This window comes from Streptomyces sp. SID13726 (genome assembly GCF_010548375.1).
Taxonomy (GTDB): Bacteria; Actinomycetota; Actinomycetes; order Streptomycetales; family Streptomycetaceae; genus Streptomyces.
Genome location: NZ_JAAGLY010000005.1, coordinates 224,385 through 245,246 on the forward strand (window position 1 = coordinate 224,385; position 20,862 = coordinate 245,246).

19 protein-coding genes and 1 tRNA gene are annotated in these 20,862 nt (G+C 69.8%); 9 read left to right on the forward strand and 11 right to left on the reverse strand.

The annotated features are described in order from the left end of the window. Window positions 1-52: 52 nt before the first annotated feature. Window positions 53-1,552, reverse strand: coding sequence for an MFS transporter (locus G3I78_RS15315; RefSeq protein WP_164424625.1), 1,500 nt, complete (start codon window positions 1,550-1,552; stop codon window positions 53-55). Window positions 1,553-1,766: 214 nt separating this feature from the next. Between G3I78_RS15315 and G3I78_RS15320 the strand changes: the two genes are divergently transcribed. Beyond that, window positions 1,767-2,642, forward strand: a complete 876-nt coding sequence (locus G3I78_RS15320; RefSeq protein ID WP_164424627.1) for an alpha/beta hydrolase — start codon at window positions 1,767-1,769, stop codon at window positions 2,640-2,642. Between the two features lie 13 nt (window positions 2,643-2,655). On the opposite strand, the gene G3I78_RS15325 is transcribed toward G3I78_RS15320, so the two are convergent. The 3 genes from G3I78_RS15325 to G3I78_RS15335 all read right to left on the reverse strand — a co-directional run bounded on the left by G3I78_RS15325 (window position 2,656) and on the right by G3I78_RS15335 (window position 4,114). Further along, window positions 2,656-3,024, reverse strand: a complete 369-nt coding sequence (locus G3I78_RS15325; RefSeq protein WP_164424629.1) for a DUF805 domain-containing protein — start codon at window positions 3,022-3,024, stop codon at window positions 2,656-2,658. Beyond that, complete coding sequence (locus G3I78_RS15330; protein WP_164424631.1) at window positions 3,011-3,313, reverse strand: hypothetical protein; 303 nt, start codon at window positions 3,311-3,313, stop codon at window positions 3,011-3,013. The genes G3I78_RS15325 and G3I78_RS15330 overlap by 14 nt, the downstream gene beginning before the upstream one ends. Window positions 3,314-3,412: 99 nt before the next feature. Further along, on the reverse strand, window positions 3,413-4,114 hold the full coding sequence (locus G3I78_RS15335; RefSeq protein ID WP_164424633.1) for an SDR family NAD(P)-dependent oxidoreductase: 702 nt from the start codon (window positions 4,112-4,114) through the stop codon (window positions 3,413-3,415). Between the two features lie 129 nt (window positions 4,115-4,243). On the opposite strand from G3I78_RS15335, the gene G3I78_RS15340 reads away from it, so the two are divergent. After that, on the forward strand, window positions 4,244-4,930 hold the full coding sequence (locus G3I78_RS15340) for a TetR/AcrR family transcriptional regulator (protein ID WP_164424635.1): 687 nt from the start codon (window positions 4,244-4,246) through the stop codon (window positions 4,928-4,930). A 363-nt stretch (window positions 4,931-5,293) separates the two neighbouring features. Here the strand turns inward: G3I78_RS15340 and G3I78_RS15345 are convergent, their stop codons facing one another. Further along, window positions 5,294-6,598 (reverse strand): HEAT repeat domain-containing protein, encoded by a 1,305-nt coding sequence (locus G3I78_RS15345; RefSeq protein ID WP_164424636.1) that lies wholly within the window; start codon window positions 6,596-6,598, stop codon window positions 5,294-5,296. 564 nt (window positions 6,599-7,162) lie between these two features. On the opposite strand from G3I78_RS15345, the gene G3I78_RS15350 reads away from it, so the two are divergent. Further along, window positions 7,163-8,064 (forward strand): IS5 family transposase gene (locus G3I78_RS15350; RefSeq protein ID WP_343243777.1). Its coding sequence is split into 2 segments (ribosomal slippage): window positions 7,163-7,501 and window positions 7,504-8,064, totalling 900 coding nucleotides; the frame shifts between segments, so codons are not numbered across the junction. Window positions 8,065-8,645: 581 nt separating this feature from the next. Here G3I78_RS15350 and G3I78_RS53195 read toward each other — a convergent pair. After that, complete coding sequence (locus G3I78_RS53195) at window positions 8,646-10,214, reverse strand: restriction endonuclease (protein ID WP_343243763.1); 1,569 nt, start codon at window positions 10,212-10,214, stop codon at window positions 8,646-8,648. Window positions 10,215-10,539: 325 nt separating this feature from the next. On the opposite strand from G3I78_RS53195, the gene G3I78_RS15360 reads away from it, so the two are divergent. Both G3I78_RS15360 and G3I78_RS15365 read left to right on the forward strand, forming a co-directional pair. Further along, window positions 10,540-10,761, forward strand: coding sequence for a type II toxin-antitoxin system VapB family antitoxin (locus G3I78_RS15360; protein WP_203615001.1), 222 nt, complete (start codon window positions 10,540-10,542; stop codon window positions 10,759-10,761). Continuing rightward, the gene (locus G3I78_RS15365; RefSeq protein WP_164424638.1) at window positions 10,758-11,168 is read left to right on the forward strand and encodes a PIN domain-containing protein; all 411 of its coding nucleotides are present in this window, start codon (window positions 10,758-10,760) and stop codon (window positions 11,166-11,168) included. The genes G3I78_RS15360 and G3I78_RS15365 overlap by 4 nt, the downstream gene beginning before the upstream one ends. Window positions 11,169-11,438: 270 nt before the next feature. On the opposite strand, the gene G3I78_RS15370 is transcribed toward G3I78_RS15365, so the two are convergent. Then, window positions 11,439-11,509: transfer RNA gene (locus G3I78_RS15370), tRNA-Gly, on the reverse strand. Window positions 11,510-12,010: 501 nt separating this feature from the next. Here G3I78_RS15370 and dcd point away from each other — a divergent pair. From dcd to G3I78_RS15385, 3 genes are read left to right on the forward strand one after another with little or no spacing between them, the layout of a single operon-like run. Next, complete coding sequence (gene dcd, locus G3I78_RS15375) at window positions 12,011-12,586, forward strand: dCTP deaminase (protein ID WP_164424640.1); 576 nt, start codon at window positions 12,011-12,013, stop codon at window positions 12,584-12,586. Then, window positions 12,583-13,086 (forward strand): phosphoribosyltransferase, encoded by a 504-nt coding sequence (locus tag G3I78_RS15380; RefSeq protein ID WP_164424642.1) that lies wholly within the window; start codon window positions 12,583-12,585, stop codon window positions 13,084-13,086. Before dcd ends, G3I78_RS15380 begins: the two co-directional genes overlap by 4 nt. Window positions 13,087-13,097: 11 nt before the next feature. Beyond that, window positions 13,098-13,577 carry a hypothetical protein gene (locus tag G3I78_RS15385; protein WP_164424644.1) on the forward strand — a complete coding sequence of 160 codons (480 nt, stop codon included), beginning with the start codon at window positions 13,098-13,100 and terminating at the stop codon, window positions 13,575-13,577. A 66-nt stretch (window positions 13,578-13,643) separates the two neighbouring features. Here the strand turns inward: G3I78_RS15385 and G3I78_RS15390 are convergent, their stop codons facing one another. The 3 genes from G3I78_RS15390 to G3I78_RS15400 form a co-directional block, all read right to left on the reverse strand. After that, complete coding sequence (locus tag G3I78_RS15390; RefSeq protein ID WP_164424646.1) at window positions 13,644-14,600, reverse strand: Yip1 family protein; 957 nt, start codon at window positions 14,598-14,600, stop codon at window positions 13,644-13,646. Between the two features lie 58 nt (window positions 14,601-14,658). Beyond that, a complete protein-coding gene (locus G3I78_RS15395; RefSeq protein ID WP_164424648.1) occupies window positions 14,659-15,939 on the reverse strand; it encodes a VCBS repeat-containing protein in 1,281 nt (426 codons plus the stop codon). A gap of 192 nt (window positions 15,940-16,131) precedes the next feature. After that, window positions 16,132-16,659, reverse strand: a complete 528-nt coding sequence (locus G3I78_RS15400) for a peptidoglycan-binding domain-containing protein (protein ID WP_164424650.1) — start codon at window positions 16,657-16,659, stop codon at window positions 16,132-16,134. A gap of 147 nt (window positions 16,660-16,806) precedes the next feature. Between G3I78_RS15400 and G3I78_RS15405 the strand changes: the two genes are divergently transcribed. After that, on the forward strand, window positions 16,807-17,829 hold the full coding sequence (locus G3I78_RS15405) for a winged helix-turn-helix domain-containing protein (RefSeq protein WP_164424652.1): 1,023 nt from the start codon (window positions 16,807-16,809) through the stop codon (window positions 17,827-17,829). Between the two features lie 649 nt (window positions 17,830-18,478). On the opposite strand, the gene G3I78_RS15410 is transcribed toward G3I78_RS15405, so the two are convergent. Further along, window positions 18,479-20,761, reverse strand: a complete 2,283-nt coding sequence (locus tag G3I78_RS15410; protein ID WP_164424654.1) for a (Fe-S)-binding protein — start codon at window positions 20,759-20,761, stop codon at window positions 18,479-18,481. Between the last annotated feature and the right edge of the window lie 101 nt (window positions 20,762-20,862).

The window sequence follows — 20,862 nt, forward strand, 5'->3', positions numbered from 1 at the left end:
TTCTGGGCCGCGCTCCGTGGGCCCGGCATCTCCCGCCGCGGTGGACGCGGGCTCAGTGGGCGATCACCGGCTCGCCCTCCGACGGCGCCAGAGCCGCATTCGGCATCAGGAACGCCGTGAGCACGGCACCGATCACGAAGATCCCGGCGCCCCACGCGAGGGTGGCCGTGTAGCCCTCGACCCCGGCCTGGGCCATGGTCAGTGCGCCCGGCTTGTGCGAGGTCAGGTAGTCGGTCGCGGCCGACGAGGCGACGGTGGTCAGCAGTGCCGTACTGATCGAACCGCCCACCTGCTGGCTGGTGTTGATCAGCGCCGAGGCGACACCCGCGTCCTCGTGGTGGATGCCCGCGGTCGCGCCCTGGAACGCGGTGGTCATCACCGTGCCGATACCGAGGCCCAGCAGGATCATGCCCGGCATGATGTCGGCAACGTAGGCGCTGTTCAGCGTGAGCCGGGTCAGCAGGGCCATGCCGGACGCGGAGACCAGGAAGCCGGCGCTGACCACGACCTTCGGGCCGACCCTGGGCAGCAGCAGTGCGGGCACCGTGGTCGACGCGGCCACGATGCCCCCGACCATCGGCAGGAAGGACAGACCGGCCTCGATCGGCGAGTAGCCGATGCTGGCCTCCAGGTAGTAGGTCAGGAACAGGAAGATCGAGAACATCCCCATGCCCAGGACGAACACGGCCAGGAACGAACCACCCCGGGCCCGGTCCAGTACGAGCCGCAGCGGCAGCAGGGGGTGCGCGACCCGGGACTCCAGCCAGGCGAACACCGCGAGCAGCACCACGCCGCCGATCATGGAGCCGAGGGTGACCGGGTCGGTCCAGCTGGTGGACTCGACGTGCGCGAACCCGTAGACGATGCCGAACAGTGCGGCGCTCACCACGACGGTGCCAGGAACGTCGATCTTGGGCCGCTCGGTGACGGCGGGCTTCGCCAGCAACAGCAGCGCACCGATCAGCGCGACGCCCGCGAAGACGACGTTCACGTACATCACCCAGCGCCACGACGCCCATTCGGTGAGCATGCCGCCGAGCAGGAGTCCGACCGCGGCGCCCGCACCGGACAGCGCACTGAAGATGCCGAACGCCTTCGGCCGCTCGGCCGGGTCGGTGAAGGTCACGCTGAGCAGGGAGAGCGCCGCGGGCGCGAGCAGCGCGGCGAAGAGGCCCTGGGCCACGCGCGCCGCGACGAGGATCTCGAAGCTGCTGGCCGCGCCGCCGACGACGGACGCGGCGGCGAAACCGACCAGGCCGGTCACGAAGGTCGTACGCCGCCCGAACAGGTCCCCGAGGCGGCCCCCGAGCAGCAGCAGGCTGCCGAACGCCAGGGCGTACCCCGTGATGACCCACTGCCGGCTGCCGTCACTGAAGCCGAGGTCGTGCTGCGCCTCGGGCAGCGCGATGTTCACGACGGTCGCGTCGAGCGTGACCATGAGCTGCGCCACGCCCAGCACGACGAGCACCCACCAGCGCACGGCGTGTGAGCCGCGGCGGCCCGGGTCTGCTTTTCCGGGGGCGGGCGCCCCGCGGTCGAAGGTGGTACTCACTTGTCCCCTTGGTCGCTGGTCATGGGCCGACGATCGGCAGGAAACCGATCTGTTTCCCTCTCAGGAAAACAGATCGGTTTCCGGGGTGCAAGTGGCGCCCGTTGGGCTTGCGCTCTGAAACCGATCGGTTTACCTTGATGGAAACCGATCGGTTTCTCGTTCTTCGGGAGAGTCACGGCCGTTCCGGTGCCCTCACACACAAGGAGTCGGCGAGATGCCCAGCCAAGAGCCCGAGCCACGCCCCACGATGCGCATCCCGGGGACGACCAGCCACACGATCCCCGCTCCCAGCGGCAGAGAGGGAACACTGCGCTACCTCAAGGCGGGGACCGGCGCCCCCCTGGTCCTGCTGCACACCGTGCGCACCCAGGCCGAGCACTTCCGCCGCCTCATCCCGCTGATCGCGGACCGGTACACCGTGTACGCCCTCGACCTGCCGGGGATGGGCTACTCCGAGATCGTGCCCGGGGCGTCGTACGACGAGCCGGCCATGCGCGCGGGGGTCGAGCGGCTCCTGACCGAACTCGACCTGCACGACGTGACGTTGGCCGGGGAGTCCATGGGGGCGGTGCTCGCCCTGACCACCGCGGCCGACCTCCCGGAGCGCGTCCGACGCGTCGTGGCGGTGAACGCGTACGACTTCCGCGGCGGAATCGCCCGCTCCGGCCTCCTCGCCCGCGTGGTGATCAGCGGTGTCCTGGCCCCCGGCGTGGGCCCGGTGATCGCGGGAGTGGAGCCCAGGCCCGCGCTCACCAAGATCCTCCAGGGCGGCCTCGGCGACAAGGGCGCGCTGCGGGACGACTACGTGGACGAACTCCTCCAGGTCGGCGGGCGCCCCGGCTACCCGGCCGTCGCACGAGGCGTGTACCAGGCCCTGCCCAGCCTCATCGCGGCCCGCTCCCGCTACCCCGAGGTCGAGGCCCCCGTACACCTCGTCTACGGCGAGAAGGACTGGTCCCGGCCCTCGGACCGGGAGGCCAACAGGAAACTGCTGCCGACCGCCGACTTCACGCAGGTACCGAAGGCCGGCCACTTCATCGCCCTGGAACGGCCCGACGTACTGGCCGACCTGCTGAACGCGGTGGGGTGACCGCAGCTCTCGCCTACCCGGCCGTCTTCCCGGACACCTTCGGCGACGGACCGTACTGGTTCGCGCTCGTGGCGCTGTCCACCGCCATGCCCACGAGACGGACGACCGGGTCGGCGACCGGGATCAGGGCGATGAGCATCCTCCGGCCGGACTTGCCGGTGTCGTGCAGCCGGCGAACCGAGACGGCCAGCATGGGCACGACGAGCGGCAGCAGCAGCACGGTCAGCAACGGCTCCTCGACCGCGGCGCTGATGCCGACCAGCAGAAGCGTGGCGGCCACGTACAGCACGGAGAACCACCAGTACTCCGAGCGCCGGGCCCGTCCGGAGGACGTCGCGTAGTTGAGCACGAGGCACGCGCGCACCGCGTCAGCGAAGGACATCTGTCGACTCCGTTCCTGTGGACGTCTCTGCTCGGCCGGGGAGGGCAGCGCTGTCGTGGCCCGCGTGAAAGACCTCCCTGAATTGCGGCATGGCCGCTGCCGCCAGGGACTCACCGGCGGGTGCCTGCACCATCCGCAGCAGGTCGACGGTCGTATCGAGGTCGTCGACGGTCAGTTCCTGCCCGTCGCGCATGCGGATCAGGGCGCCCCTGAACGCGGCTACGGCACCTGCCGCGCGCGGATCGGACGATGCCGGGAGGGTCTCTGACGCGTCGGTGGTCGGGGTCATGGGTGTCTGCTCCTTGTGTGTGAGGGGGATGGTCGGGGCCGGCAGTGGGAGGGGGGGATCAGGTTCGAAGGGGTGGCGGACCGGGGCCCTGGCGCGGTGTCAGGAGCGGGGGAACGTCTGGCCGTCGAGGCGGAAGATGCGCTCGGCCTCGTCGCGGTGGGTGGTGTGCAGTTCCCAGTACAGAGGCGAGATCTCCTCGGGCGTGGCCGCCTCCACTCCGGGGATGACGGAGACGCCGATCGAAGAGTCGATGCCGACGTGGGCGGCCTGGACGCCGGTGCCGGCGAGCTCCCCGTGCAGGTTCTTCACCCAGTTGCGCAGTGCTGCCGCGGCGGCGTTGACGTTGGCCACCCGCGGGTCCGGCCAGATCGAGCCGGCGCCGGTGGTGAAGAGCAGGGTGCCCGCTCCGGCCTCGCGCATGGCGGGCAGTACGGCCCGGGTGGCGGCGATGGCCCCGTAGAGCTGGAAGTTCATCTCGGCCTCCACGTGGGACGGACCGGTCCCGGACGGAGCCGTCAGAACGGTGGAGCCGAACGTTCCGACCGGGGAGTACTCCAGGACGTCGACGCGGCCGAAGCTGGTGGCGGCGTCCTTGAGGGCCTGGGTGAGGGCGTCGCGGTCGAGCACGTCCGCGGGGAACGCCCCGGCGGTGATGCCCTCGGCGGTGAGTAGGCCGACGAGTCCGTCGAGCTTGTCGCGGTTGCGGGAGATCAGGGCGACGTCGAAGCCCTGGGAGCCGAAGGTGCGGGCGATGGCCAGGCCCAGCTGGGGGCCGGCTCCGACGATGGCGATGCTGGTCACAGCGATCCTTTCGTAGTACGTGATCCGGATAGCCCTATCCACTTAATAAATGGATAGGGCTATCCGTTTCCTTTCCGGGGTCACCGTACCACAACTGGATAGGCCGCTCCAGTTGCTAGGATGGCGGCCATGAGTCCTCGCGCCCCACGCCCCGACGCCCCCGCCGGCCGGCCACTGCGCAGTGACGCCGAGCGCAACCGGGAACGGATCATCGCCGCCGCGCGCACGGTCTACGCGCGGGACGGCCTGGACGCCTCCATGGCGTCCGTGGCCCGCGAGGCGGGTGTCGGGATCGCCACCCTGCTCCGTCGCTTCCCCGCCAAGGCGGACCTGGTCGCCGACGTCTTCGCCGACCGGATGGACGCCTACTTCGAGGCCGTCACCACCGCCCTGGAAAACCCCGACCCCTGGGACGGCTTCACCGGCTACATCGAGGCCGCCTGCGCGATGCAGGCCGCCGACTACGGCTTCGCCGACGTCCTGACCACGACCTTCCCCACCGCCAAAGCTCTGGAGCAGCGCCGCAACGAGGCCTACGAGGCCATGGTGGAACTGATCAGCCGAGCCAAGTCCACCGGCCGACTGCGCGAGGACTTCGACCCCTCCGACCTGGTCCTGATCCACATGGCCAACGCCGGCGTCGTCAACGCCACCGGCACCGCCGCCCCCGACGCCTGGCGACGCGTCGTAGCCCTACTGATCCAGTCCTGCGAGGCACCGTCCCGAGGCCCCCTGCCACCCTCACCGAAGCACGACGCCCTCTACAGGGCCATGCTCCGAGCCGACCCGGAGGGCCCGACCACCCCGGCTCGGTGAGCGGAGTTGGCTCTGACGGGGCTGTCGGGCAGGGCGGCGAACAACCCCGGGGGGCATGGCCCCCGGGGGTTCAAATCGGAGCGGGTGATGAGAGTCGAACTTGCGCTCTCAGCTTGGGAAGCGACGGCGCTTGGGGAGTTGGAGGGGCTTCTGAACTGGGCTTATTCATTCCAGTGTGCCGCCCATGAGTACGGGTTCGTACCACTGTCGCCCATGGCTTACCGGTCTTGAGGGCGGGCTATGGGCCCGCCGTCGGCTCCGAGACGTCGGGACTCCATCGAGGTGGTCGGCGAGCGCCCGAGCACGGCAACCGGGCGCAGGCCGGAAGGATGCCGTTGCGGGAGCGCGTCAGGCAAGCGTGACTCAGATGCGGTAGGCGCCCGCCGGTACGCCGCGGGCGACGCCGTACGGAGTCAGGGCGATGACGCCGGTGCCGCGTGACGGTGTGTCGGCGGTGACGTCGAGAGGACTCGTGGCGCCCAGTGAGCAGGCGATGTCCCGGGCGAGGTCGTGAGCGGACCAGCGCCACTCGTCCTCGTCGTCCTCGCTCTCCTGCGCAGCGTCCCAGTCGGGGTGCAGGCCCAGTTCCGTGCGGCGGGCCCGTTCGTACGGCAGCGGTTCGCCGAGCGTCAGCAACTCGTCCTCCGCCTCGCCGGTTTCGCCGTATCGCCGGATCACCGTGCCGTGCTCGGCGACGAGCCAGGCGGAGCCGTCGCCCTGGCCGCCGTAGTAGTACGCCTGGGCCCGGCCGTAACGGGCACTGAGTTCGGTGCACAGCCGCAGCACGTCCTCACGGCGCTCCTGACCGTGCGGGTCGCACCAGGCGCCGAGAACGAGGGTCCAGCCATCGAGTTCCGGGGTGACGAAGACCCGTTCGTAGCCGGTGTGTTCGTCCGTGTCGCAGCCGTGGCCGTCCGCGTCGACGATGTCGTTGCCGAGCGCGAAGGTCACGGGCCGTGGGTCGGTCAGACCGAGGGTGCGCATGATCCCGGCCTGGTCCCCGCCGGGGACGGCCATCCAGTAGTTCCAGCAGGCCCACAGCGGTTCGGGGCGATCGTCCGGGAGCTTGATGCGGATGAGCCGCTCGATCGCGGCGGCGTCGGCGTGCGACAGCGCCGCTTCGCCACCGAGTTCGGCGAGCACGGTCAACGCCCGCGCCCGCTGCCGGCCCGGTCCCCGCTCCCGGACTCGCCGGAGCAGTGGAATCACGTGCTCGCCGGTGCGGGTCAGCGTGTCCTGGGCCTGCCGGGCGACCTCTTGGTCCGGATCGCCGAGCAGCGGCAGCAGGACGGCGGCCGACTGGCCGGCCTCGTCGCAGTACTCGATCCCACGGACGGCCTGACGGCGCACGAGCGGCACGGGGTGGGCGAGGGCCGCGGTGTAACGGTCGAGAACGGCCACGCCGAGCTGGGAGAACGCGAAGCCGACCCGCTTGCGGGACTCCTCGGTGGACGCGGAGACGAGCCCCTGGAGCAGACCGTCGAACCCCGCCTCCCCGATCCGCCCGAGTACGGCGGTGATCGGCCGCCAGTCCACCGGAGACTCCGCGTCCATCACCTCCCGCACCAACCGCTCCACCCCGCCGGCGCCGAGCGCGACCAGGGCGTCCGCCGCTGCCTCGTGCCGTTCCGGCCTGCTGAGGTCCCATATCAGGTCGGCGTTCTCCATGTGCCCCTCCAGCAGGGTCGACCAGGTTTCCAAGCGTCATGATTCGCCCAGCCCCGCTGTTGGCCCCCGGTGGGTGGGCGCCATTTGATCGCCGACGGCGGCCGGGGACGGTACGGCGTTCGCCCTGTGGCACAACAAACCTACAGGCGGCACGACTTGGGACATCCAGGCCGTGGTCAGGCCCGCGCGCGGTGACCCATGGGCTGCTCCCCGCACTCTGTTCACCAGCGCCAATGCCACCGCATCGGTCACGGTCCGAGGTTGAGTTCACGGACGCGTGGGATGGGTGGCACTGAGCAGATCAACGCCGGTCATCTGCCGCCTCAGCTCCCGCAGGGGGATCACGGAGGATCACCTGGGTGCCGCCCAGTCCGCCCGTACCCACTACCGCGTACCGACGGCAGTTCTCCTTGCCCGCGAAGAGCTCCAGCTCATGGCGCTGTCACTGCCAGCCCTTAGGGCGTTTCTGATGGTTCTTGGTGGGCTGGGTGGATCTCTTAGCCGTGCGGGCAGGACGCTTGTATGGTGCGGTGACACGAACTTACGGACGCACAATGGCGGAAGATCCAGCCTCTGTTGCCCGGGAACGGCAGGCCGGGCGGGCAGTGGGCCGATCACCGGAAGGTCGTCAACGGGGTGCTGTTCCGGGCCCGGACCGGGGTCCCCTGGGCTGATCTGCCGGAACGGTACGGGCCCTGGCAGACCGTCTACGAGCGTCATCGCCGCTGGTCGGCCGACGGCACCTGGCAGACCGTCCTGGAAGAGCTGCAGATCGAAGCGGATGCCCATGACCCGGACGAAGCCCACGCCCGCGAAACCTCCCGTCGGGAGGGGGCGGTCAACATCGACTCGACCTCGTGCCGGGCGCATCAGCATGCGGCCGGGGCGCCCCGCAAGGCTCCGGCCGACCACCCGCAAAAGGGGGCGGAATGCGCGAGGAGGCAGATGGACGTGAGGCATTGGGGCGTTCACGGGGCGGGCTGACCAGCAAGGTCCATCTGCTCTCCGACGACCGGGCTCGCCCACTGCACTGGCTGACCTCGCCCGGCCAGCGTGGTGACAGCCCGATGTTCGCGCCGGTGCTGGACGGCTTACGTATCCGGCGCCATGGACCAGGCCGCCCGCGCAGCCGGCCGGACCGGGTCCGCGGCGACAAGGCCTACTCCAGCCGCGACAACCGGGCCTACCTGCGCAGGCGCGGCATCAAAGCCACGATCGCGCAGCCCGACGACCAGCGGGCCCACCGCAAGAACCGCGGACGCTGCGGTGGCAGGCCCCCGACCTTCGACGAGACCCAGTACCGCCGCCGCAACGCCGTTGAGCGGTGCGTGAACAAGTGGAAGCAGTTCCGTGCAGTGGCCACCTGCTACGACAAGCGCGATTACATCTTCAACGGAACCCTGGCCGTCACGGCGATCGTCATCTGGCTCCGCGACACCGTCCAAGAGCCATCAGAAGCGGCCTAGCCGGCCCACCCCGCGCAGATGAAACGTCTGCGCCTCGGCGAGCGACCAGGGCAGGCCCAACGCGGGTACCGCTGGGATCTCCGGCGGGTGCGCTGTGGGAAACGACTGCAGGTGCACGCTCGTCATCTGCTGCCGCAGCTCCCGTAGCCGGGTGATGGCCGCATCGCGCTCAGCCTCCTGCTGTGCTCGCTCCGCCTGACGCCGGACCCGGTCCAACTGAGCAGTGGATGGGACGACAGTGCGGGGACCCGAGGCCCGCCGCGTAGTCGTTCGCCGTCGGTTTCCGCTCAGGGAACTCGACGCGTAGAAGGGGCCGAGCCCCGACGACAGCCGGGCTTCGCCGGTGCCCACGCTGAGTCTTGCCGCACGCGGACCTATCGAGGTTCGGACCCCGCGCGTCGAGACCCGCACACTCATCCCAGGAACCCCGACCCGGAACCCGAACCCCATGGCACGCCCCTCTCCCCACGGTCAGTCTGGCACCGTGAGCGACCGAAAGCGGCCGTGATGGCCGGACTCACCGCGATGTGCGGTTCCCGGCAATTCAATGGCAGAGGCAGCGAGGCCGACGCCCGTGGCGCTTACCGAGGGCGCCGCTTCGGTGGCGTCGGGCCCGGGATGACGTCGAGGTCCATGTGCTCCTTGAACAGGTGGACCAGGTTGGCGCCGTCGAGGAGTTCGAGCCTTCCGTGCTCGTTGGCGAACGCCTCGCTCGCCCGGCCGAACCACGAAGTCGTCACCAGGATGCCCTTGGCCGCACGCTTGTGTTCCACGACGCCGGCGAGGGCGGAGACGGTCTCGAACGGCACCACGTTCTTGGTGCGTTTGGCCTGGATGATGCACAGCCCTTTCATGACCGGGTCTGTGTTCATCGCGACCGCGTCCACACCTTCGTCCTTCGACGGCTGTGTGTTCACGCTGTCCAAGCCGATGGCCTCGAACAGTTGCCGGATGAGGTGCTCGAACTCTGTGGGGGTCAGGTCCATCAGTACAGGGCGGCTGTCCAGGCCGGCCACGACATCCAGGCTGTCCATGAGGCGGAACTTGGACAGGTCGAACGTGACCAACGGCCTTACCGGCTCCAGCTCGTACGGGTTGGGCGAGATCAGTGAACGCAGCCGCTTCAGGCAGGCTCGCGGGTCCACCTGTGTCAGGACCAGCTCGCCGAACTCGGCCCGGTCGGCCTGGAGCGTGATCAGGCACGGATGGACGTTGCGCCCCGTGGCGCGGTCGATCGTGGCCACATGCCCGTTCAAGGCGACGGACCGGACTGCGCCTTCGGTGTCGGCGGCGAAGAGTTCGTGGACGGTACGCAAGGCCGTCTGGGCCAGGACTGACGCGTAGAGTTCCTTGCGCTCTTTGTCCGGCTTCGGAACGGCCGTGATCTCGTCACGGGTCTTTACGTACCGGTACGCGCGGGCCACAGGCACCACGTCTTCCAGGGGCAGGTCGATCTCGACCAGCAAGTCACCGGTGTCCGCCTGAAACGAGACCTGGTGGCTCTTCGGGAAACCGTGCGGATACACGGAGGCTGCCAGGACCTGGTCGACGAACCATTCGACAGCCTCGACATCCCTGTCCTGGTATGCGTTGTGGCGCCCCTCAAGAGTGGCATTCCACGCTTCGACCCTGGCAGCTTCTTCCTGATTTCCCTTCTCGTGCTGTGCGCGGGCCTTCTGCAGCTTCTCCACGCGCTTCTTCTCGTCGCGCGCGTGTTCCCGTAGCGCCCTGTCGAACTGCTTGCGAGCGGCTTCGACCTCCGCGTCGTACCCTTTGCGTCCGAATCCGAGAGCACCCAGCAATCCCCGTGGCGGCGCCGGCTCGTACTCCTCCCACCTGGGCAAAGGCGCGGCTTTGGCACGGCCCGTGGGCGGTGTGAACGGAGCGGGAGTGAACTTCTGCTTCAGTCGCTCGAACGTCAGCGCACGCCCGTCCACGACGGACGTACGCAGCAGGCGGGAAAGCTGCTCGGCATCGTGCTCGGCCACGCTCGTACGGTCGGCAGCCTCTTGGGCGCGGGCCGCTTCGTACGCCAGCTTTTCTTCGCGAGCCTTCCGCTTGGCCGCGGCCTCTGCGGCCTTGCGGGCCTTCTCCCGCTCTCTGGCCTGCCTCGCGAGTTCCCGCGCGTAAGGATCGTTCCCGCCCGCCACTGTTCGCCCCCAGCTCAGTGCATGATCGTCAGCTCGCAACGTTCCGCAGTATCTCGTACCACGTCGATGGCGTCAGTAGGCACTCACCCAAGGCGTCTTCTGGCGTGCACTGGCCCAGCACGGAGAGCGAGAGCCCAGCCCGGTATGCACGGGTGGTGATCAGCGAGAAGGGTCGTTTGACTGCCTGGCCGACGACAACGGTCTCTGCGCTGGTGAACCGAGGCTACCCAGGCCGTGGGTGGTGCACTGGCAGAGGCCGTGGACGTGCGGATGTTGGTGACATATTCTTCTATGTACATCACCAACATAGTGTGAGAGGCGCCGTATGTCCGTGACCCAGATCGACATCGATGACGATGCCCTGGAACGCGCCATGGTCCTGTCCAAGGTCAGGACCAAGAAGGAGGCGGTCAATCTCGCCCTGCGCTTCTACGCCGAACAGCAGGAGCGTGCGGCGCGCATCAGCCGTCACTTCGAGCGTGGGCGTGAGTGGGGTGCTGTTGAGGACGCGGAGCGACTGCATCGGGCGGAGAAGGGCGGCCGGTGATCTATCTGCTCGACACGTCGGGCCTGGTCCGACTGCTCCGTGACCCCAAACTGCAATCGGCCTGGTATGACACCATCGACGTCGGGGCCATCGCATCCTGCTACGTGCAGCGCGCCGAATTCCTCCACAGTGCCCGGAACGGACGCGAGTACGACGAGATCACGGAGATGTTCACCGACCTGTACGCCGATGTGTCGGTACCGAAGAACGCGGGGCGGTGGATCAGCGCAGTGCAACACCGGATGGCTCGGGCCGGTGAGCATCGCAGCGCTTCAGCAGTGGACCTCGTCATCGCCGCGACCGCGGCCCATTACGGACTGGCCGTTCTGCACGACGACGCCGACTACCGCACCATTGCCCGGCACGCATCCGACCTGACCGAGCACAACATCCACGACATCGCCTGAGGGGTGGCCGCAGTGCTCGCGTCCACCGTTGCGGACTCGTTGAAGCTCTGTACACCAGCCAGGAGTTGGGCAATCAACAGTGCTGCGCGGCGTCCGCACGCGCCATCCGTCTCTCCAGTGGGACGGGCAGGCTGAGGGCTCGCAGGCGCGACCGATGTGGTTGATGCGGCGAAACCGCAGGTCAGAGGAGCCGTATCCAGGGGCCGGTTCCTGTGGAGAAATCCTCGCCAACAAAGAAGCCCCAGGCCGATGACCTGGGGCTTCAAGAAGAGCGGGTGACGAGAATCGAACTCGCACTCTCAGCTTGGGAAGCTGATGTTCTACCACTAAACTACACCCGCGCGAGACGCCGGTAGGGCCGGTGTCGGAACGCACTGTCACCCTACCTCATGGCAGACCCCCGGTGCTGGAGCCGTGGGGTCTGAGTGCGTTTCAGGGGTGGGACGGGGCTGCGGGGGGCGGGAGTTGGGGCGTACGGTGGAGGCGGGGAAGAGGGTCCGGGCGGGACCGGAGTGCCGCCTGGAGGGTCGTCCCGTCCATCCCGTAATGTGGCATTTGTCGTCTGGTGAGCAGTAGCCCGACGCGGCTCTTGGGGAAGGGACTCTTGGACTTGATGGAGCGCACCGTCGTCCGTTGTGCCGATGGGCACGTGTTCAGCACCGCTTCGTTCCCGATGCAGCAGGCCGAGCGCCTCGGTCCCGGACGGCTCGTCCGGTGTCCCCGGTGTGCCCGGCTGCGCAGCGTCGTTCCGGTGACCTTGGAGAAGCACTAGAGGGAGTAGTACCTGGCGCGCGGGTCCGTCCGATGGTGGTCGGCCCGCGCGCCTTGCGTATCCTCGGGGCGTGCTTCTCTCAGACAAGGACATCCGGGCCGAGATCGACGCCGGACGCGTGCGGATCGATCCCTACGACGAATCCATGGTGCAGCCGTCCAGCATCGACGTACGACTGGACCGGTACTTCCGGGTGTTCGAGAACCACCGGTACCCCCACATCGACCCCTCCGTCGAGCAGGTCGACCTGACGCGCCTGGTGGAGCCGGAGGGCGACGAGCCGTTCATCCTGCACCCCGGCGAGTTCGTGCTCGCCTCGACGTACGAGGTCATCACGCTCCCCGACGATCTCGCCTCGCGGCTGGAGGGGAAGTCCTCGCTCGGGCGGCTCGGGCTCGTCACGCACTCCACCGCCGGGTTCATCGACCCCGGCTTCAGCGGGCACGTCACCCTGGAGCTGTCGAACCTCGCCACGCTCCCCATCAAGCTCTGGCCCGGCATGAAGATCGGCCAGCTGTGCATGTTCCGGCTCTCCTCGCCGGCCGAGTCCCCCTACGGCAGCGAGCGGTACGGGTCCCGGTACCAGGGCCAGCGTGGCCCCACCGCCTCCCGTTCCTTCCTCAACTTCCACCGGACCCAGGTATGAGCGCCGCGCCCGTCCGGGAGAACCTCACCTACGAGCGTTTCGGCACCGCCGTCCGCGAGCTCGCTCAGGCCGTCGCCGACGACGGGTACGAGCCGGACGTCGTGCTCTCCATCGCCCGTGGCGGGGTCTTCGTGGCCGGTGGCCTCGCCTACGCCCTGGACTGCAAGAACATCCACCTGGTGAACGTCGAGTTCTACACCGGCGTGGGGACCACCCTGGAGATGCCGGTCATGCTGGCGCCCGTCCCCAACGTCATCGACTTCTCCGACAAGAAGGTCCTCATCACCGACGACGTCGCCGACACCGGCAAGACCCTCAAGCTGGTCCGGGACTTCTGCCTCGACACCGTCGCCGAGGTCCGCTCCGCGGTCATCTACGAGAAGTCGCAGTCCCTGGTGAAGTGCGAGTACGTCTGGAAGCGCACCGACGACTGGATCAACTTCCCGTGGTCCGTCGAACCCCCGGTCGTCCGCCGGGCCGGCCAGGTTCTCGACGCCTGAACGGCGTCCGCGTGATGGAGCGTTCGGGTTCTCTCAAGGCCGCCCTGACCTGGAGCGGTCCCGCGGTCGTGCTGCTGTTCACGCTCGGGCGGCGGGCGTCGGGAGCGGGTGAGGGGGAGTTCGCGGGGTGTCCGGACCGGGTCCAGGTCTTCGACCTCTCCACCGAGGGCTGGGACCGGCGGGCGGTCGTACAGGGCTACGACCTCACCTTCGAGGAGAGCCGGCTGGACGACCCGGAGCTTCCCGGGCAGCTGCGGGAGTGTCTGCGCACGGCGGCCGGGCGCGCGGAGGGGATCGCGTGGCTGGCCTTCGAGGGGGCCTTCCACTTCGACTTCCTCTTCACGGACGACATCGCGCATCAGGTCTACGGCTACTGCGTGGCCGGCGGTGAGCCCGTGGTCGTGTGGGATCACGGGACGCTGGCGAGCGAGCGGTGGAGGCGTGAGATCAGCGGCGTGCGAGCGGCTCTCGACCGTGACTTCCCAGAGTGATGGAAGGGGCTTCCGGTGCCTGCCGGGAGCCCCTTCTCGTCGTACGGCCGACCGGGCCGCGAAGCGCTAGAACGTCCCCAGCTTCACGATCGACAGCAGTGCGATCAGCTGGATCGCCGACGCGCCCAGCGCCTTCGGCCAGGGCAGGTCGTGGGAGGCCTTGACCATGAGGGTCAGCAGGGCGCCGGCCGCCACCCAGGTCGCCCAGCCCAGGAGCTGGACGAAGGACGCGTCGCCGCCGAGGAACATGGCCACGATCAGCCGGGGCGCGTCGGTCAGGGACATGATCAGCATGGAGAGGCCGACCGTCGGCTGCCACGCGCCGTCGCCGCCGAGCTGGCGGGCCAGGGCGTGGGTGACGACACCCAGTACGAAGGCTGAGAGGACCATGGCGACCGCGGTCGTGAGGACGATCGGGATCGCGTTCGACAGGGTGGCGTTTATCGCGTCCTCGCGGGCGCCCTCGAAGCCGAAGACGGCGAGGAGGCCGTAGAGGAAGGTCACGACGAGGGCGGGGCCCCACATCGTGTAGTCCCGCATCCGCAGGAAGGTCTGGTTGGGGGCTACGACGATGCCCCTCAGCAGCTCCTTCCAGTGCAGGCGCGGGCCCGCGGGCGCCGCCGGGGCCGCACCGGCGCGGTAGGTGCCGCCCTGGTTGTAGGGGTCGTCGCCGACCGAGAACGCCTGTGTGTGACCAGGGTTGTTGGCCGCGTACGGGTCCGGGTGGTCGCCCTGCGGGTGCGGGGCGCCGCCGTCGCCGAAGTACTCCGGCTCGTCGTAGCCTCTCCCGCCGCCCTGGGTCCACTGGCCCGGGTGGGGCTGCGGCGCGGGGGGATAGCCGTACGACGATCCCTGGGGCGCCTGCTGCCCGTACGGAGGTTGTTGCGGTCGCGTGTGAGGAGCGCCGTTGTCCCGGCCGCGTCCGATCCTGAATCCAGCCACGTCCTCGAACGTACCTGGTCCCGGAGAGTCACGTGCGCGGCCGGGCGTTTCGGGGACGCCTTTGCGGCCGAGCTGTGACATCCCCTAAGGGAGGGGCCAGGGTGCACCTAGGGGACCCCGGGCCGGCCGGTCCGGAGCCTCAGTCCGCCAGGAACGCCGAGGTCGAGAAGGTCACCGACGGCTGCGCGCTCACCAGGGTCTTCCGCGCCCCGGGGAACACCGCCACCGTGTCCTTCGTCTCGCTCCGGTACGTCCGTACCGCGAGGTCCGCGCGGCCGTCGCCGTCGAAGTCGCCGACGGCCAGGACCCGGGTGGTGCCGGTGGCGGGGGGATGGACGGTCACCGTCGCGGTCGTGGCGAGGCCCGACTTACGGCCGTGGAGGATCCGCAGGCGGGAGCCGCTGGAGACCAGTTCGCTCAGGCCGTCACCGTCGAAGTCGGCCGCGTCCAGGACCGAACCGGCGGCGGCGAGCTTCCCGGTGGCGGAGGTCTCCGGCAGGTCGTAGCGCAGGGCCGTGCCGCCCATCGCGCCGACCGCCGCGTCCAGGTCCTTGCCGTGGCCGAAGGCGCCCAGCGCCACGTCGATGCCGGCCGGCAGCCGTACCCCGGTGCGGGTCGGGCCCGCGGGGCCGCCGAGGACGACGGAGGCGGGGCCGGTGCCCTGGGTCGTACGGACGACGAGGTCGTCGTATCCGTCGCGGTTCACGTCGGCGGCCTGGCCGGTCGGCACCTCGCCCGGTGAGGCGATCGGGGCGCCGGCCGCGCGCGGGGCGCCCTTGCGGGTGAACGGGCCGCGCAGATAGCTCAGTTCGCCGCCCGTCGCGTGCAGGACCAGGTCCACCGCGCCGTCGCCGTCGAAGTCGCCGCACACCGGCTGGTCGGGCCAGTCGTTGCCGGCGCGGGCCGCGTCCGGGACGTCCAGGTGAACGGCCTTGCCGGACAGGCCGGCCGGGGAGCCGAAGAGGATCTGGAGCGGGACGGGCGGGCGGCCCTGGCCGTCGTAGGGCGGGTCGGTGGAGACGATCAGGTCGGTGAAGCCGTCCTTGTCGAGGTCGCAGGTCTCCTCCGCGTCGAACACGGCGGGGAGTTGGTTCTTGGTCGCCGCGCCCTGTCCGCGCGGGGTGATCAACTGCCGGGTGGCCGGGACGAGTCCGCGCGCGCTGCCGTAGACGATGCCGATACCGGCGTCGTCGGCGTGCGCCTGCTCCTTGACCAGGTCGCCGAGGACGAGGTCGCGGTGGCCGTCGCCGTTGAAGTCGTCCGGTGTCCTGCTGCCCTTGCCCGCGGGGACCGGCAGCCGGGCCGGGGCGTCGGCGATGCGGACCGGGGTGGGGTCGGCGGAGCCGCTGTGCTGGGTGGGGCCGCAGGCGGTGAGCGGCCCGGCGAGCAGCAGGGTGCCGCAGAGGGCCGCCGTACACACAACACCTCTATGCGCGCGCACCGTTCACCTCGTCAGCATCATTGACAACGACCGATCAATCATGCACGTGTTCGAGGCGTGGCGACAGTCCCGGGCGGGGTGTTCCGGTGCGCGAGGGTTCCTCCGGTGTCCGAGGTCCTTCCGGTGCGCGAGGGCTCCCCCTCGGTCCTCGCGCACCGTAAGGCGTCGGTGCTAGCTGCACGTCCGGTAGTTGTAGCCGGCGATCCGGCCGGCGCCGGTGCCGTCGACGAAGTGGTAGTAGCCGTCGCTGTCACGGGTGACGTCGATGATGACCGAGGTGCCGATGTACCTGGCCACGGTGCCGTCGAAGCCGTTGCTGGAGTTGCGCAGCCAGTTGCCGGCCGCGGTCCAGGTGTTCTTCCCGGCCGAACCGTCGCTCGTCACCTGGAACTTGGTCTGCCATCGCTCGGTCGCGGCCTTGGTCTTGCTTCCGAAGACCCCGTCGATGTCGGAGATGCCGAGCTCGCCGTCGGCCCACAGGATCTTCTGCCACAGGCAGGTCGCGTTGGAGGAGGTGTTGTGGCTGGTGTCCATGATGCCTTCGTTGTCCCAGTCGTCGGTGAAGACCCCGGCGCCGTAGACATAGGCCAGCCCGCTGTAGCTGCCGCTCGCGGACGCCGGGGTGGCGCTGAGGGCGAGGACGGTGGCCGACAGTGCGCCGATCGTGCAGGCGGCGAGTCTGGATCTCTTCGAGTTCATGCGCGTTCCTCCCGGTTCGGGCGACGCCGGAGTACTGGATTCCGGCCACTCGGCACTCTTGGCCTGGCGGAACCTTGGCAGGAGCACTTCAGCGGCGACACACTCTTGCGGCTCAGCGCAAATGTGAAGCTCTTCGGGGGGAATGGCGTGCTCCGTATTCACTTCACCGAGGTCGATCTCGCTCGCGTCCGGGTCGCCGGGGAGCCGGATCCGATGTGGGAGGTGCTCTCCACGCTCCACCGGCTCCAGTCCCGCGGCGGCCGGTGGCAGTACGCCGCCTGGCACCGCGCGACCCGCGCCGAACTGCACGCCGCCGGACTGGCCCGGCCGGTGCGCAGGATGCTGTTCGCGCTGTACCCTCTCGGCCCCTACCTGCCCGACTTCCTGACCCCGGCCGCCGCCGAGGACGGGCTCACGGCGGGCCTCGACGACATCCTCCGGCTGCCCCGGCGGGACGTCCTGGCCGAACTGCGGCTGCTCGACCGGGTCCGTGCCGTGCCGCCCTGGGCGCTGCGGCTGGTGCAGGACGCCGAGCGGCGGGAGTTCACCGAGCTGATCCGCCGCTATCACGCGGTGGCCGTGGCGCCGTACACGGAACACATGGTCGGCGGGATCGTCGCGCACCGCGGACTCCTGGGCCGCGCGCTGCTGGCCCGCGGGGTCGAGGGGCTGCTGTCGAGCCTCGGGCCGCGGGTGCGCTGGCGCAGGCCGGTGCTGGAGGTGGAGTACCGCACGGACCGTGACCTGTATCTGCGGGGGCGCGGGATCAGGATCGTGCCGACGTGGTTCTCGTGGGGGACGCCGGTCGCCCTCGCCGACGCCGGGCTGCCGCCGACCCTCTCCTACCCGCTGACCCGTCCGGCGGTCCCGGAGGCGGAGCTTCCCGAGGCCGGGGTGCCGCTGCGCGCCCTGCTCGGCTCCACCCGCGCCCGCGTCCTGCGCTGTGTCGCCGACGGCCTCACCACGGGGGAGCTGGCGCAGGCCGCCGGGATCTCGCTGTCCGCCGCCAGCCGGCACGCCACCGTGCTGCGCGACGCCGGCCTCACGACCAGTCAGCAGATCGGCCCGATGGTCCTGCACACGCTGACCCCCCTCGGCGCCGGGCTGCTGCGGCAGGTCCGGGAGGCGGCGGGGCTTCCGGGGCGGCCGAGGGGGCCGGGGGTGTCGTAGCTTCGGCGCCGGTTGCCGGGCGTCAGCCGTCAGCTGTCCGCCGGTCTCCCGTCAGTCGTCCCCCTCCGCTGTTCGCCGCCAGTCGGCACGCCATCGGGCTGCTGCGGCAGGTCCGGGAGGCGGCGGGGCTTCCGGGGCTGCCGGGGGGCCGGGGGTGTCGTAGCTTCGCCGCCAGCCGCCAGCCGCCAGCCGCCAGCCGCCAGCCGCCAGCCGCCAGCCGCCAGCCGCCAGCCGCCCCCGTCAGCCGACCCCCGTCCGCTGTCCACGGCCAGTCCGCACGCCACCGGGCTGCTGCGGCAGGCCCGGGAGAGGGCGGAGCTTCCGGGGCGGCCGACGACGGGCCAGGGGCGCCGTTAGCCGTGAGCCGCCCGCTGTCCTCCGTCCGCTCCCAGTCGGCACGCCACCGGGCTGCTGCGGCAGGCCCGGGAGACGGCGGAGGTTCCGGCACTGCTGAGGGGCCCGGGGGCGCCGTAGCTTCGCCGCCCAGCTGCCAGCCGTCCGCCGGTCCCCCTGTCAGCCGACCCCCGTCCGCCACCCCCCCCGTCCACCCCCAACCGGCACGCCACCGGCCTTCCGCGGCAGGCTCCGCACACGACGCCGCCCCCAGACCCGTCGAGGGGTCCGGGGGCGCCGTACGGAGCCGGGACGGTTACTTCACCGGTTCTGGTTCCGGTTCGCTCTCCGTCTCCGTCGCGTCCTCGGGGTCGACCGGGGTCTTGACGGACTCCAGGAGGAGCTGGGCGACGTCCACGACCTGGATGGACTCCTTGGCCTTGCCGTCGTTCTTCTTGCCGTTGACCGAGTCGGTGAGCATGACCAGGCAGAACGGGCAGGCGGTCGAGACGATGTCCGGGTTCACCGACAGGGCCTCGTCCACGCGCTCGTTGTTGATGCGCTTGCCGATCCGCTCCTCCATCCACATCCGCGCGCCACCGGCGCCGCAGCAGAAGCCGCGCTCCTTGTGGCGGTGCATCTCCTGCTGGCGCAGGCCCGGGACGGCCGACATGATCTCGCGCGGAGGCGTGTAGATCTTGTTGTGGCGGCCCAGGTAGCAGGGGTCGTGGTAGGTGATGATGCCCTCGACCGGGGTCACCGGGACCAGCTTGCCCTCGTCGACGAGGTGCTGGAGCAGCTGGGTGTGGTGGATGACCTCGTAGTCGCCGCCGAGCTGCGGGTACTCGTTGCCGATGGTGTTGAGGCAGTGCGGGCAGGTCGCGACGATCTTCTTGGCCGCGCGGGGCTTCGCCGACTCCGGGACCACCTTGCCGTCGTCGTCCAGCTCCTCGCCGAACGCCATGTTCAGCGCCATGACGTTCTCCATGCCGAGCTCCTGGAAGAGGGGCTCGTTGCCGAGACGACGGGCCGAGTCGCCCGTGCACTTCTCGTCGCCGCCCATGATCGCGAACTTCACGCCCGCCATGTGCAGCAGCTCGGCGAACGCCTTGGTGGTCTTCTTCGCGCGGTCCTCCAGGGCGCCGGCGCAGCCGACCCAGTAGAGGTACTCGACCTCGGTGAGGTCCTCGATGTCCTGGCCGACGACCGGGACCTCGAACTCGACCTCCTTGAGCCACTCCAGGCGCTGCTTCTTCGCCAGGCCCCAGGGGTTGCCCTTCTTCTCCAGGTTCTTGAGCATGGTGCCCGCCTCGGAGGGGAAGGCCGACTCGATCATGACCTGGTAGCGGCGCATGTCGACGATGTGGTCGACGTGCTCGATGTCCACCGGGCACTGCTCGACACAGGCGCCGCAGGTGGTGCAGGACCACAGGACGTCCGGGTCGATGACGCCGTTCTCCTCGGCGGTCCCGATCAGCGGGCGCTCGGCCTCGGCGAGAGCCGCCGCGGGGACGCCCGCCAACTGCTCCTCAGACGCCTTCTCCTCGCCCTCCATGGTCTTGCCGCCACCCGCGAGCAGGTACGGCGCCTTGGCGTGCGCGTGGTCGCGCAGGGACATGATCAGGAGCTTCGGGGAGAGCGGCTTGCCCGTGTTCCAGGCCGGGCACTGCGACTGGCAGCGACCGCACTCGGTGCAGGTGGAGAAGTCGAGGAGGCCCTTCCAGGAGAACTGCTCGACCTGGGAGACGCCGAACACGTCGTCGTCACCGGGGTCGGTGAAGTCGATCGGCTCGCCGCCGGAGGTCATCGGCTGGAGACCGCCGAGGGCGGTGCCGCCGGTCGCCTCGCGCTTGAACCAGATGTTCGGGAAGGCCAGGAAGCGGTGCCAGGCCACGCCCATGTTGGTGTTCAGCGAGACCACGATCATCCACACGAAGGACGTGCCGATCTTGATCGTGGCGACGAGGTAGACGAGGTTCTGGAGCGTGCCGACGCTCAGGCCCTTGAAGGCCAGCACCAGGGGGTACGAGGCGAAGTACCCGGCCTCGTAGCCGTCCACGTGGTGCAGCGCGCCCTCAAGGCCGCGCAGTACGTAGATGGCGAGGCCGATGGTGAGGATGACGTACTCGACGAAGTACGCCTGGCCCGCCTTGGAGCCGGCGAAGCGGGACTTGCGGCCGGGGCGGGAGGGCAGGCTCAGCAGCCGGATGACGATCAGTACGGCGATGCCGAGGACCGTCATCACACCGATGAACTCGATGTACATCTCGAACGGCAGGAACTCGCCGATGACCGGCAGCACCCAGTCGGCCTTGAAGAGCTGGCCGAAGGCCTGCGCCAGGGTCGGCGGCAGCGTCAGGAAGCCGACGGCCACGAACCAGTGGGCGAAGCCGACGATGCCCCACCGGTTCATCCGGGTGTGGCCGAGGAACTCCTTCACCAGCGTCACGCTGCGGGCGTAGGGGTTGTCGGTCCTGGTCCCGGCGGGCACCGGCTGGCCGAGCTTGAAGTACCGGACGAACTGGCCGATGGCGCGTGCCAGCAGCGCCACGCCGACCACGGTCAGTACCAGCGACACGATGATCGCGGCGAGTTGCATTTCGGGGCTCCTCGGGCCTGCGAGGGGTTATTACTAAGCGGTAACTTATGCAGTCCGTCTGAGACTACCCCCATCCTGCGCCGCACTGTAGCCGGGCGCGG

Excerpts from the sequence above, each read along its gene's own strand:
- G3I78_RS15325 (WP_164424629.1), bottom strand. The coding sequence starts at position 3,024 with ATGTCCTTCGCTGACGCGGTGCGCGCGTGCCTCGTGCTCAACTACGCG.
- G3I78_RS15340 (WP_164424635.1), top strand. The coding sequence starts at position 4,244 with ATGAGTCCTCGCGCCCCACGCCCCGACGCCCCCGCCGGCCGGCCACTG.
- G3I78_RS15345 (WP_164424636.1), bottom strand. The coding sequence starts at position 6,598 with ATGGAGAACGCCGACCTGATATGGGACCTCAGCAGGCCGGAACGGCAC.
- G3I78_RS15360 (WP_203615001.1), top strand. The coding sequence starts at position 10,540 with ATGTCCGTGACCCAGATCGACATCGATGACGATGCCCTGGAACGCGCC.
- G3I78_RS15400 (WP_164424650.1), bottom strand. The coding sequence starts at position 16,659 with ATGAACTCGAAGAGATCCAGACTCGCCGCCTGCACGATCGGCGCACTG.
- G3I78_RS15390 (WP_164424646.1), bottom strand. The coding sequence starts at position 14,600 with ATGTCACAGCTCGGCCGCAAAGGCGTCCCCGAAACGCCCGGCCGCGCA.
- G3I78_RS15380 (WP_164424642.1), top strand. The coding sequence starts at position 12,583 with ATGAGCGCCGCGCCCGTCCGGGAGAACCTCACCTACGAGCGTTTCGGC.
- G3I78_RS15330 (WP_164424631.1), bottom strand. The coding sequence starts at position 3,313 with ATGACCCCGACCACCGACGCGTCAGAGACCCTCCCGGCATCGTCCGAT.
- G3I78_RS15410 (WP_164424654.1), bottom strand. The coding sequence starts at position 20,761 with ATGCAACTCGCCGCGATCATCGTGTCGCTGGTACTGACCGTGGTCGGC.
- G3I78_RS15320 (WP_164424627.1), top strand. The coding sequence starts at position 1,767 with ATGCCCAGCCAAGAGCCCGAGCCACGCCCCACGATGCGCATCCCGGGG.